The sequence below is a fragment of the Saccharopolyspora phatthalungensis genome, from assembly GCF_014203395.1.
Classification (GTDB): domain Bacteria; phylum Actinomycetota; class Actinomycetes; order Mycobacteriales; family Pseudonocardiaceae; genus Saccharopolyspora; species Saccharopolyspora phatthalungensis.
Window position 1 is genome coordinate 1106104 of record NZ_JACHIW010000002.1, and the last position, 11612, is coordinate 1117715.

Here is an 11612-nt window from a genome sequence, read left to right on the forward strand (position 1 = left end):
ACAAAGGAGTCACGTGCGATGGCTGAACTGGTCGTACGCTCCAAACGAGACATCATCGACTACGTCAACTCCCACCCGACCGGCACGCGGCGAACCAAGATCCTCGCCTTCATCGCGCTGGGCGGAGTGTTCGTCGATGCCTACGACTTCACCAGCCTCGGCATCGGCATCGACTCGCTCAAGCACCAGCTCGGGCTGAGCCCGTTCGAGCTCGGCAGCGTCACCGCGATCATGGCGGTCGGCGCGATGCTGGGCGCGCTGGTCGGCGGCTACGTCGTCGACAAGATCGGACGGTTCAAGCTCTTCATCCTCGACCTCGCCCTGTTCGTCGTCGCCGCGATCGGCGCCGGACTGTCCCCGAACCTCGAACTCCTGCTGCTGTTCCGGTTCCTGCTCGGCGTCGGCGTGGGCATCGACATGCCGGTGACGTTCAGCTTCGTCGCCGAATTCACCAACAGCAAGGACAAGGGCAAGTACGTCAACTTCTGGCAGTCCATCTGGTATCTGGCGGTGGTCTCCACCGGCCTGATCGTGATGCCGTTCTACTTCGCCGGCGTGACGGAGAACCTCTGGCGGTGGGCGGTCGGGTTCGGCGCCGTGCCGGCCCTGATCGTGCTGCTACTGCGACTCGCCTACACCGAGGAAAGCCCCATGTGGGCAGCGCACAACCTCGGGCTGCACGAGGCGGGGAAGATCCTGGAGAAGAGCTACGGCATCCAGGTCCGGGTGAAACCCGACGCCACCGCCGAACAGGCCGCGCCGCGGCGAAAGGTCGGCATCGGCGAAATCTTCACCTCCCGGTTCCGCGCCCGGACCGTGCTGGCGTCGGTGATCAGCGGAACACAGGCGATTCAGTATTACGCGGTCGGCTTCTACATCCCGGTGATCGCCGCGATGATCTTCGGGGCGGACACCCTGTCGGTCCTGATCGCCACCATCGGCATCAACCTGTTCGGCGTCCTCGGCGGGACAACGCAGCCGTTCCTGACCCACCGGCTCGGACTGCGCAAACTGGCCCTGATCGGGTACGTCATCGTCGCGGCCAGCCTCATCGCCCTTGGAGTACTGGGCAAAACCTCCTGGGCGTATGTGTCGGCGCTGCTCGTTGGCCTGCTGATCTTCGGGCACTCCTTCGGCCCGGGCGCGCAGGGCAAGACGATGGCGGCGCTGTCCTACCCCACCGAAATCCGCGGAGCCGGAATGGGCTGGGCCGAAGGTGTCTCCCGGGTCGGCACGATCATCGGTTTCTACTCTTTCCCGTTGATCCTCGCCTCGTTCGGGCTGTCCACCACCATGCTGCTGCTGACCCTCGTGCCCATCGCGGGCCTCATCACGCTGGGTTCCATCCGCTGGGACCCCGTCGGACAAGACGTGGAAACCTCCGACGACGAGTCGCGCGGCGAGCGCCGGAGCCAACCCGCGCAGTCCTGAAGCACCCCAGGTGCCGGGCGCCTGGTTCGCAAGTACATCTAAACACTCCGCACCCAGGCCGGTGCGTGGCCCACGGCGGGAAACCCGCCAAGGGCCGCGCACCGGTATTACGCTTCGCACAACACCGGCCACTGGCCGTGTTTCGGCGCCCCGCGAAACCGCCCTCCGCGCATGCCTCAATGGACTTGTGCCGTTGACGCGCTGACCACGTTGTTCGCCATCGCCTCTCGCGTGCAACCGATCCAAACCAAAGTCTTCGTGTCCATTCAGGCAATTCCGCGTAGAAAAGCGGGCCACGAACACCGCACAACGCGCCGCACACCCCGGACATCGGTCATCGTGGTGGCAGCCGTCACAGCGAGGACGTCAGGAACCCCCCGCAGCGACGACGCGTGCAGCCCGCCCCGAATCCCGACAACAACACAGCGGGCCGCAGCCGGCCCGCCGCGCAGTTCCATTCCGGAGATGATGACGATGACCGCGACAACATCATGGTTCGCACAGTCGAAACCGATTGACCCGGGAACCGCTGGCGATCAGCCGAGCGAGCTCGCGCAGGATGCCGCGCGCTACGCCGAACTCCTGGGGTGCTCGCTGGACATCGATGCCGCGACGGGACGGATCATCGCCGTGACCGGCGATGCGTTGGATGCCATCACGATGCCTGCCGAACTCGGCACCCGGGTGGCCGCCGGGCTCGCCATCAGCCTGATGTCCGGCCCGATCCTGCGCAGCCCGAACCAGCGCACGTGGACCTTCCTGACCAGGCCGTGCCGGATGGCGACGCACGACGTGCCCGCCGATCTCCGCACCGCGAAGGTCAGCGCGATTGCGCGAGGCACCAAGCTAATCCTGCCGTCGCGGTGGCCGAGCCCGGTCACACCGCATTGGGTGGTAGCACCGACGTCGACCCCACGGACGCTGCCCGGGTGCCAGCCGGTGCTCGGAATCGCGCGCCGGGTCCTGGCCGAGCGCGAAACCGCGTAGAAACGCCTCGCACATATCGAGGCTGCCTCCGCACCGACGAATCCATTGCACCGATAGGACGATGACGGGTTAGTCGCCCGGCACCGCGCCACGAATCCCCCGTGGACCGAGTTGCGCCAGCGCGCAGGAACGAGAGTGATCTCGGGCACGTGTCTTGACGGGCGTCGCCGGGACTGCAAATGTCACCCCACACAAGTTCATTCGACGGCGCCCAGGAAGCCGGTGCGAATCCGGCACGGTCCCGCCACTGTGAATGGGGAGCTACCGCCACCTGTGCCACTGCCGGTGAAACGGCGGGAAGGCGAGCGGAGCGCAGTGATCCATGAGTCAGGAGACTGACGTCGTCGTGCCGATTCGTACGGGGTCGCGGAGCCCCGGAGGAGGTACCTCAGGTGCAGCACCGCGCCGCGCACGTCGCCGTTGTCCGGCATCGCCGCCACAGGCACGTTCGTTTGACGCATCACCCTGACGTCGTCAGCACCGCCATTCCGGCCGCGCAGGTCTGATCACCCCCGTCCGCCGATGGGCGGACCCCGACCTGCGTGGAGACACCTGTGCTCGCTGCTCATCTCTGCCCGTCGTCGGCGCCACATTCGGCCTTACACGCCACGATCGGCCGAGTACGCGCCGAAGACCCGACGCGATCGGCCGCATGGCGGCTCGACAACGTCCGGACCTCGATCGCTTTCCTGACCATCCAAAGTGCACAGCGCCCGCCGCACCCCACGGGCGGGTGGCAACGGAGCAGGCGCGATCGGGTCGGCGAGCTGCTCGCTCGATTACCCGGTGCTTATTGGCCGGACCAGTACAACAACCCGGACAATCCCGCCGGATACCTCGCCCTGGGCCGGGAAATCACTGACCAGTTCCAGCATTTGGATGTCTTGGTGTGCAGTGTCGGCACCGGTGGACACGGTGCCGGGATCGCGCCGGTGGTTCGCGAGCGTTGGCCGCATATCCGGATCGTGGGGTTCGATTCGACCGACTCGACCGTCTTCGGCCAGCCGGCCGCGCACCGGCTGATGCGTGGTTTGGGAAGCAGCATCCATCCGGACAACGTCGCCTACGACATCTTCGATGAAGTGCACTGGATCGGCCCCGCGGAAGCCTTGGACGCGTGCCGCCGGCTCGCCGCCGGCTCGTTCGTCACCGGCGGATGGAGCACCGGTGCCGTCGCTCTGGCCGCCGCGTGGTGCGCTCGGGAGCTGGACTCCGACCTGATGTGCGCGGTGTTCCCGGACGGGCCGCACCGCTACTGGCAGAGCTGGTGCTCGGCGTCCGGAACCTGAGCCAGCAGGGGATGTTCCTGCTCGGGGGAACCGCCGCGGACCGGCTCGGGTGCCGACCGATGATCATCACGGGGTGCGCGCTGCGGGTGGTCTCCTTCGGGTTGTTCGCCGTGTTCACCTCGCTGCCGGGCTTGTGCGCCGCCGCCGTGCTCACCGGTCTGGCGGGTGCCCTGTTCAATCCGGCCGTCCGCACCTACCTCATGCATGAGGCCGGGGACCGACGCGCGGAAGCGTTCGCGGTGTTCAACGTTTTCGCGCACGCCGGGACTCTCGTCGGGCCGCTGCTGGGTGCCGCGTTGCTCACCGTCGACTTCCGGGTGATCGCGTGGGTGGCGGGCATCGCCTTCGCGATTCTCACGGTGGCCCAGATCATCGTGCTGCCCGGCCGGGATCTCCAATCGCAGCAGCACAGTGTGCTAGGGAGCTGGCGCGTGTTGATCAACAACCGCCGCTTCCTGGCGTTCACGCTCGCGTTGTCCGCGTACTTCGCGCTCTACAACCAGCTCTATCTGATGCTTCCGCTGGAAGCACAGCGTGTTTCCGGGCTCAGCGAATCCGTGGCCGCCGTGTTCGTGGTGTCGACCGTGGTCGGCATAGCCGGGCAGGTCCGGATCACGCAGTGGTGTCGGCGGAGGTGGAGCGCGGGTCGATCGGTCTCGCTCGGGCTGATGTGCATGGGCGTGTCCTTCCTCCCTGTGCTGCTGAGCAGTCCGCTGCTCGCAGCGCCGGCCGAGCCGGGCTGGACCGGGGTCGTGCTGGGGTGCCTTCCGGTGCTGCTGGCGACCGTGCTGTTCACGGTCGGCATGGCGGTGACCAATCCGTTCGCGATGGAGTTGCTGCCGATCGTGGGCAGCGAACGGCTGGCAGGCACCTACTACGGCTTCTACTACCTGGTGTCCAGCCTGGTCGCGGCCGGGGTGAGCTGGCTCGTCGGGGCACTGCTCGACGCGACCGGGGATTCGCCGATGCGGTGGGCGCCGTGGCTGGCTTTGCTCGCCGTCGGGCTGGCCGGCGGAGCCGGTGCCGCAGTGCTGGAACGACGAGGGCTGCTGGACCGGGCCGGCGAGTCGGCTCGGGATTCCACGATGACGGGGAAGGAAAATCGCCGGTGATTGACGTCAGTCGACGAAGTCTGCTCAAGGGCGCGTTGGGGACGGTCGCGTTGGCTTCACTTGCCGGATGCGGCGGTGCAGCGGGTGGCTCGAACGGGCGGCTGCGGGTGGCCTTTCCCACGTCGGGCGCGAGGGAATCGCTCGACCCGCACACCAGCTCCTTGTTCGTCGACCAGGCGCGGACCAAAGCGCTGTTCGACACATTGGTCGGCTACGCCGACGATATGAGCGTGGTGCCGCGCCTGGCCGAGTCGTGGGAACCCGACGCCACGGGGACGCGGTGGCTGATCCGGCTGCGCAACGCCCGTTTCCACGACAACCGTCCGGTCACCGCCGAAGATGTGCTTTACAGCTATCGCCGCATCGCCGATCCCGCCACTGCTTCTCCGGCACGACAGCAGTTCGCCGCCGTCGACTTCGCCGCCAGCCGCGCACGATCGGCAACCGAAGTGGAACTCGTGCTGCCCGCCCCGAATTTCGAGTTCCCCTCGGCATGGGGAGCGCCCGCAGCGGAGATCATCCCGGCGGGCACCACGGATTTCGCCGCGCCGGTCGGTTCGGGCCCGTTCCGGTTCGTCTCATTCCAGCCCGGCCGTCCGGCGGTGTTCGCCCGCTTCGACGGCTACTGGGGCGGTGCCCCGACTCCCGCCGAGCTGGAATTCGTTCCGATCAACGAAGGGAGCGCCCGGGTCGCCGCCCTGATGTCGGGCCAAGTGCACTACGTCCACGACGTCAGCGCGAACTCAGCGAGTCTGTTGCAGGGCGACGGCCGCACCACGGTGCTCGCCGCACCGCACGGCACCATGCAGGCCGTGGCGCTCAAGATCGACCGCCCACCCTTCAACGACCCTCGCTTGCAGCAGGCGATCCTGTCCGGTGTTGACCGCCAGGGCCTGCTGGATGTCGCGCTCAGCGGACACGGCCAGGTCGGAAACGATCTGTTCGGCAAGGGGCTGAAGTACTACCCGCAGGACCTGGCGCAACGCGAACGCGACCTCGACCTCGCCCGGGGCCTGCTGCGGCAGGCCGCGGCCGACGGGCTGGAGTTCGAGCTGATGACCAGCGCGGCCGATCCCTATTTCGAGTCGGCCGCGACCCTGATCGCCCAGCAACTGGGCGAGATCGGGATCCGAGCCACCCCGCGAATCGGGCCGGCCGAGACGTACTTTTCCGACATCAAGAAGAGCGGCGTCGCGGCCCACACCCGTACCGCCACCCTGCCCCTGACCACCTTCATGGCGCAACGCATGCGAGGCGACGCCGGCGCCAACAACTACACCGGCTACCGGTCACCCGAGTTCGACGCACTTTTCACCCGGGCGATGAGCACCGCCGATGAGGCGGAGCGGGCACGGTTGCTCACCGACGCCCAGCGCCTGACGCGGGACAACAGCGGCCTGTTGGTGTGGGGCTTCAGCGACTGGAACGTCGCGGTGTCCAGCGCGGTGAGCGGGATCCGGGCCGCCCCGCCCAACTCCTTGGACTGGGCGCGGTTCGACCACGCCGTCCTCGTCTGATGCGGCGGTTGGTGCTGCGGCCGCTGGCGGTTGCCGGCTCGCAACTCGCGGCGGTCGCAGTAACCGTCTTCGCCCTCACGTCGGCCCTGCCCGGCGACACGGCCGTGGTGATCCTGGGCGAGCACGCGACCGATGAGCAGGTCGCCGCGCTCCGCGCACAGTTGCACCTGGATGTCCCGCTCTGGGAGCGCTTCGTGGCGTGGTCGGCCGGTGTGGCCCACGGCGACCTGGGGGAATCACTGCTCACCGGCGTCGCCGTCTCCGACGAGATAGCCCGGGGCTTTGCCACCACAACCCTGCTGACGGTCCTCGCGCTCGCGGTGGTGATCCCGCTTGCCCTGGCGGTCGGCGTGGCCACCGGTTTGCGCCCGGGCTCGCTGCTCGACCGCATGCTCAACGGAACCATCGTCCTGCTCAACTCGATCCCGGAATTCGCGCTGGCTCTCTTGCTCGTCGCCTTGTTCGCCGTCCGACTCGGTTGGCTCCCGGCAACCGCGGCCGGCGCATCGGGATGGTCACTCGCCGCGCGACCGGCCGTTCTCGTCCTGCCGGTCGCCGTGCTGGTGAGCAAGCAGCTTTGCGCCCTGGCACGGCAAGTGCGCATCGGGGTGTCGGAGGCCGACGGCGCCGAGTACGCCATGCACGCCCGGCTCCACGGACTGACCGAACGAACGGTCGTGTTCCGGCACGTGTTGCCCAACGCGCTCGGCCCAGCGGTTCAGCAACTCGCGCGCGCGGTCGACGGGCTGCTCGGCGGCGTGGTGGTCGTCGAGGCCGTTTTCGCCTTGCCCGGGATGGGTTCCGGGTTCATCGACGCGGTCATGGCGCGTGATCTGCCTGCCGTGCAGGGGTACGCGCTGGTGTTCGCGATCACCACGATCGCGCTGAATCTGCTTGCCGACGTCGTTTCCCGGCTGCTCGTCCCGCAACGCGAGGTGGTCGCGTGAGTCGGCGTCGATTCTCGGTACCGGCCGTGGTCCTCGGCTTGGCGTTCTTCGGCGTTCCGGCGCTCACGGCACTGCTCGGACCGCTTTTCGCCGGCACGGTGCGATCCACGGCCGGGCCGTTGCGCCCACCGACCTCGGACTTCCCGCTGGGAACGGATGTTCTCGGCCGGGACGTGCTCGCCCTCGTCCTCAGCGGCGGCATCTCGATCGTCACGCTCGCCGGCCTGTCGTTGATGCTGTCCTATGTGATCGGCATGCCACTCGCGCTGCTCGTCACCGGCCGCCGCAACCGCTGGGCCGACGGTGCCTTATTGCGCTTCCTGGATTTCATCCTCGCGCTCCCGGGACTGCTGGTGCTGCTCGTGCTGGCCGCTACCGGGTGGCGGGGCGTGGTCACGTTGACCGTGGCCATCGCGGTGCTCCAACTGCCCGCGGTGGTCCGCATCGTCCGCAGCGCCGCACTGGCTCCTGGCTGCCGCACGGCGGTGGAGGCGATGACGATGCAAGGCGAGTCCTGGTGGCGGATTCACTTGGGCTACATCGGGCGCGCGGTACTGGGACCCGTTCTCGTCGACGCCGGAACCCGGTTGAGCCTCGTGCTGTACCTGCTGGCGTCGGCGAACTTCCTGGGCCTCGGTCTTGCCCCGTCCGCCAGCGACTGGGCGGTGCTGGTCGAACGCAACAAGGAAGCTCTCTTCCTCCAGCCCTTCGCCGTCCTGGTACCGGCGCTGTTGCTGATATCGCTGTGCATGGGCATCAACCTGCTGGTGGATCAGGCGCTCATGCGCCGGAACGAGGGCACGACCGCATGAGCACACCGATCCTCCGCGCGAGGGGCCTGCGCGCCCGCGCCGGTGAGCATAACCTTCTGATCGACATCGACATCGATGTCCGGCCCGGCGAGATCACCGCCGTGATCGGGGAATCCGGCAGCGGGAAGACGACGCTGGGCAGAGCGCTGCAAGGCGAGCACAGCGGCGGCGTCACGTTGACTGGAACGGTCGACCTGCTCGGCACCGATCTGCTCGGCCCCGATCGCGCAACTGGCCCGCGGACTCGACGGCGAGCAGGCCCGAAGCGATGCGCAAAGCATGCTCGAATCACTCGGCCTCGCCCCGCCCGAGGCCGACCGTCGACCGCACGCACTGTCCGGCGGACAGTTGCAACGAGCAGCGCTGGCACGCGCACTGCTCGCGCACCCGGCCGTGTTGATCTGCGATGAAATCACCTCCGGCCAAGACCTGATCAACCAGGCAGAACTGCTTGGGCTGCTCACCGAAGCCGCCCGCACCACCGACGTCGGGCTGATATTGATCAGCCACGACCTGCCGGCGATCGCGCGGGCTCTGGTGGAAAGCGCTAATGGCCACGCATCGACAACCACCAGCGCGGCCAGCCAAGAACTGGAGCACTGAACCGCCGTGAATTCTTGTTCCGCGAATCGGGAGATCTCCGGGTGGTAGCTCGTGCGACGCCGAACCCCGCTCTCCCGCACATACCCGCCTAACAGGGCATTCCGTGCATTGTTCGACGGCGACACGGGCAAGGCGCGAAGCATGTCCTAGCCCACTCTCGCCGCGTTCGCTAGCCTTCGGTGCACTCGGTGCACTCGGTGCACTCGGTGCGGACTGGAGAATGAAATCCCAATTTTAGGCAAAATGGGAAAACCGCAGCCATCCAAGGGGGGGAATCCATGTCCAACCGTCCAAACAACACGACTGCGATCGCGGCGATCGCGCTCGCTGCGGTAGTGGCCTCGGCCATCAACCTTGCCGTTGGGACGTTGACGCACGCCAGTGGCGCAATGCCGCCGATGGAGTTCATGGGGCTAGAGCCGGTCGTGTACCTGCCCTCCACTGTTTTCGGCGTCATTGCCGGGGCGATCGGCTGGGCCGTGATCCGTCGCCGCGCGAAGCACCCCGAGCCGCTGTTGCGCCGCCTGGTGCCGATCGTCGTGGGCGTGTCGTTCATTCCGGACCTTGTCCTGTACTTCGTGGCGTCGATGCCTTTCATCCCCGTGCTGGCCCTGATGGTGATGCACATCGTCATCGCGGCCATCAGCGTGCCCGTTTATCAACGGGTGCTTCCCGTCCCCGATCCGACCCCGTCGTCTTCCCCGACATAAGCGATCCAATCAGCCGGGCCTGCGGGCTCCGCATCGTTCACGTGACCGGAGCCCACCGCCAGGAGCACTACCCGGACGGGCACTGGCTGACCGCCGTCGGCGACCTCGCCGCCCGGTTCGTGGCCGACGTGACCGACGGATTTCCGCCGCGCGGCTGCTCAGCCGGTCCTGATACGACTGCTTCGGTCAGTCGAGGTCGAGTTCGTGCAGCGCGGGCATGACCTCCTTCGCGTAAAGCTCGTACGAGCCGATGGTCTGTTCGGGGGTCAGGTGGCCGAACGAATTCCAGGAGAAGAAGTTCCCGCACTGCAGCGCCCGAGCCTGGGAGAGCAGCTGGTCCCGAACCGTGGACGGCGAACCGACGCACATAATGCCCGCCTCGATCAGCGCGTTCCAATCGGTGTGTCCCGTCCCGACGAATGGGCGGAAGAACGAGGAGTAGAACTCGTAGCCGGCCGGAAGGTTGTCGAGATCCTTGAAGATGGCAGCGTCCCGGAACAGCCCGAAGAGCACTTCGAGCGCCGGTTCGGCGATCTCACGTGCTTCCTTGTCGGTGTCGGCGACGAAGACGTTGCGCATCAGGCCGAAGTCGTCGGCGCCCGGTTTATGCCCGGCCTTGTCGGCCGCCCGGCGGTAGAGATCGAAGGCCTCCTTCGTCTTCTCCACGGTCTGGAAAGCGGACGTGCACTTGTAGCCCTGGGTGCCGCACAACTCGATGGTACTCGGGCTGAGGGTGAGCAGCCAGACCGGCGGGTTGGGCTGCTGGAGCGGCCGGGGCCAGATCGTGACGCCGTCGTAGTTGAAGTGCTCGCCGTGGTGGCTGAACACCGGTTGCCGCCATGCCTTGTGCATGAGCTCGATGCCTTCTTGGAAGTACCCGCGCGTGGTCGGCATCGAAACGCCTTCCTTGACGAACTCCTGCTCGTCGACGCCACGGCCTAGGCCGACTTCGAGCCGCCCATCGGTGAGGTAATCGAGCATGGCGATTTCCTCGGCGAGGCGGCGCGGATTGTGAAACGGGATGATGTTGCCCATGACGCCGAGGCGCATCCGGCTGGTGCGCTTGGCAAGCGCGGCAACCAGGAGATTCGGCGAGGGGCTGACGTTGTAGGCGGTGAAGTGGTGTTCGCTGAAGAACAGCCCGTCGTAACCCAGCTCTTCGAGCTTGAGCCAGGAGTCGAAGTGCCAGTCGTAGAGTTCTTGAGCCTTGGCGGGGTCGAAGGCTTCGGGATCGGCACCGTAGGGATAGTTGAAGATGTCGAAAACCCAGGACTTGACCATGTCTTAGCTCCTCCTAGGAGTTGATCTTCCGCAGGGCGATCCTACGCCCGGTGATCTCCTCGACGCGATCAAGGAAGCACGCGGTTCGTCCCGGGCGCCGATCGACGGGGGCATGATGAGCTCTACCAACGAAATACGGGAGTGCCGGTTCACCCAGATTGGCGATTTACGCTCGGCCCGCCAGCCGAGTACTGGCACCCCGAATGCTGGTCCGGTTGCGAAAGTCCCGGCGGGCCTTCGGCGGGTGTACCGGGGCTTCAGACGCTTCGCAGTACCGAGACGACCTTGCCCAGCACAACGGCCGTATCGCCGTCGAGGACCTCGTAATCCGGGTTGCGCGGCTCCAGGTAGACGTGGCCGTTGCGGCGACGGAACACCTTGACGGTCGCCTCCCCGTCGATCATCGCGGCGACGATCTGTCCCGAATGTGCCTCGGATTGCTGTCGCACCACAACGATATCGCCGTCGCAGATGGCGGCGTCGATCATCGAGTCACCACGCACCCGAAGACCGAAAACGCGACCTCGCCCGGTAAGTTCGCGGGGCAACGTCAGCATGTCATCGACGTGCTCTTCTGCCGAGATCGGGCTTCCCGCGGCGATATCGCCGACCACGGGCACGGGCACCGAGTCATCGCCAGACTCCCGCGCCGAGGGCGGTTGCAGGAAGACGCGCACGTCGATCGGTCGCGACATCGTAGTACTACGCCGCAGGAAACCCTTCTCCTCCAAACTCGTCAGGTGCTTCGACACCGACGACGATGACCGCAGGCCGACAGCATCTCCGATCTGCCGCGTGCTCGGCGAATACCCGTACCTGACCACCCAATCGCGGATCGCGGCCAGGATTCGCTGCTGGCGCAGCGGCAAGGTCGAGGTGTCCAAGTGCTCGAACTGATCAAGATCGTCATAGGCGCCCACCCC

11 protein-coding genes, 1 pseudogene and 1 riboswitch are annotated in these 11612 nt (G+C 66.8%); of the genes and pseudogenes, 10 read left to right on the plus strand and 2 right to left on the minus strand.

Going from position 1 to position 11612, the window contains the following annotated elements:
• The first annotated feature begins 18 nt into the window (after positions 1–18).
• The 10 genes and pseudogenes from BJ970_RS31345 to BJ970_RS31390 all read left to right on the plus strand — a co-directional run bounded on the left by BJ970_RS31345 (position 19) and on the right by BJ970_RS31390 (position 9408).
• Positions 19–1431 carry an MFS transporter gene (locus tag BJ970_RS31345; protein ID WP_184730945.1) on the plus strand — a complete coding sequence of 471 codons (1413 nt, stop codon included), beginning with the start codon at positions 19–21 and terminating at the stop codon, positions 1429–1431.
• Positions 1432–1896: 465 nt separating this feature from the next.
• Positions 1897–2418 carry a hypothetical protein gene (locus BJ970_RS31350; RefSeq protein WP_184730947.1) on the plus strand — a complete coding sequence of 174 codons (522 nt, stop codon included), beginning with the start codon at positions 1897–1899 and terminating at the stop codon, positions 2416–2418.
• Positions 2419–2605: 187 nt separating this feature from the next.
• A riboswitch (cobalamin riboswitch) is annotated at positions 2606–2776 on the plus strand.
• A 196-nt stretch (positions 2777–2972) separates the two neighbouring features.
• The gene (locus BJ970_RS31355; protein ID WP_376775155.1) at positions 2973–3707 is read left to right on the plus strand and encodes a pyridoxal-phosphate dependent enzyme; all 735 of its coding nucleotides are present in this window, start codon (positions 2973–2975) and stop codon (positions 3705–3707) included.
• Positions 3641–4819, plus strand: coding sequence for an MFS transporter (locus tag BJ970_RS31360; protein ID WP_184730949.1), 1179 nt, complete (start codon positions 3641–3643; stop codon positions 4817–4819). The genes BJ970_RS31355 and BJ970_RS31360 overlap by 67 nt, the downstream gene beginning before the upstream one ends.
• Entirely contained in the window at positions 4816–6336 is a 1521-nt protein-coding gene (locus BJ970_RS31365) for an ABC transporter substrate-binding protein (RefSeq protein WP_312864564.1), read from the plus strand. Before BJ970_RS31360 ends, BJ970_RS31365 begins: the two co-directional genes overlap by 4 nt.
• The gene (locus BJ970_RS31370) at positions 6336–7283 is read left to right on the plus strand and encodes an ABC transporter permease (protein WP_184730951.1); all 948 of its coding nucleotides are present in this window, start codon (positions 6336–6338) and stop codon (positions 7281–7283) included. The genes BJ970_RS31365 and BJ970_RS31370 overlap by 1 nt, the downstream gene beginning before the upstream one ends.
• Positions 7280–8095: an ABC transporter permease gene (locus tag BJ970_RS31375; RefSeq protein WP_312864565.1), complete on the plus strand. Its 816-nt coding sequence runs from the start codon at positions 7280–7282 to the stop codon at positions 8093–8095. The genes BJ970_RS31370 and BJ970_RS31375 overlap by 4 nt, the downstream gene beginning before the upstream one ends.
• Positions 8092–8253: pseudogene (locus BJ970_RS40255) on the plus strand (ATP-binding cassette domain-containing protein); the annotation flags it as partial. The gene BJ970_RS31375 and the pseudogene BJ970_RS40255, both read left to right, overlap by 4 nt.
• A 121-nt stretch (positions 8254–8374) precedes the next feature.
• Positions 8375–8698 (plus strand): ATP-binding cassette domain-containing protein, encoded by a 324-nt coding sequence (locus BJ970_RS39180; protein WP_184730953.1) that lies wholly within the window; start codon positions 8375–8377, stop codon positions 8696–8698.
• Positions 8699–8976: 278 nt separating this feature from the next.
• A complete protein-coding gene (locus tag BJ970_RS31390) occupies positions 8977–9408 on the plus strand; it encodes a DUF6069 family protein (RefSeq protein WP_184730955.1) in 432 nt (143 codons plus the stop codon).
• A gap of 186 nt (positions 9409–9594) precedes the next feature.
• Here BJ970_RS31390 and BJ970_RS31395 read toward each other — a convergent pair whose 3' ends face one another.
• Both BJ970_RS31395 and lexA read right to left on the minus strand, forming a co-directional pair.
• Positions 9595–10689, minus strand: coding sequence for an LLM class flavin-dependent oxidoreductase (locus BJ970_RS31395; RefSeq protein ID WP_184730957.1), 1095 nt, complete (start codon positions 10687–10689; stop codon positions 9595–9597).
• A gap of 257 nt (positions 10690–10946) precedes the next feature.
• Positions 10947–11609 (minus strand): transcriptional repressor LexA, encoded by a 663-nt coding sequence (lexA, locus tag BJ970_RS31400; RefSeq protein WP_184730959.1) that lies wholly within the window; start codon positions 11607–11609, stop codon positions 10947–10949.
• Positions 11610–11612: the final 3 nt, after the last annotated feature.

Bases quoted from the DNA above. Each gene is read 5' to 3' on its own strand.
- BJ970_RS31345 (WP_184730945.1), top strand. From the start codon at position 19: ATGGCTGAACTGGTCGTACGCTCCAAACGAGACATCATCGACTACGTC.
- BJ970_RS31350 (WP_184730947.1), top strand. From the start codon at position 1,897: ATGATGACGATGACCGCGACAACATCATGGTTCGCACAGTCGAAACCG.
- BJ970_RS31370 (WP_184730951.1), top strand. From the start codon at position 6,336: ATGCGGCGGTTGGTGCTGCGGCCGCTGGCGGTTGCCGGCTCGCAACTC.
- BJ970_RS39180 (WP_184730953.1), top strand. From the start codon at position 8,375: ATGCTCGAATCACTCGGCCTCGCCCCGCCCGAGGCCGACCGTCGACCG.
- BJ970_RS31390 (WP_184730955.1), top strand. From the start codon at position 8,977: ATGTCCAACCGTCCAAACAACACGACTGCGATCGCGGCGATCGCGCTC.
- BJ970_RS31395 (WP_184730957.1), bottom strand. From the start codon at position 10,689: ATGGTCAAGTCCTGGGTTTTCGACATCTTCAACTATCCCTACGGTGCC.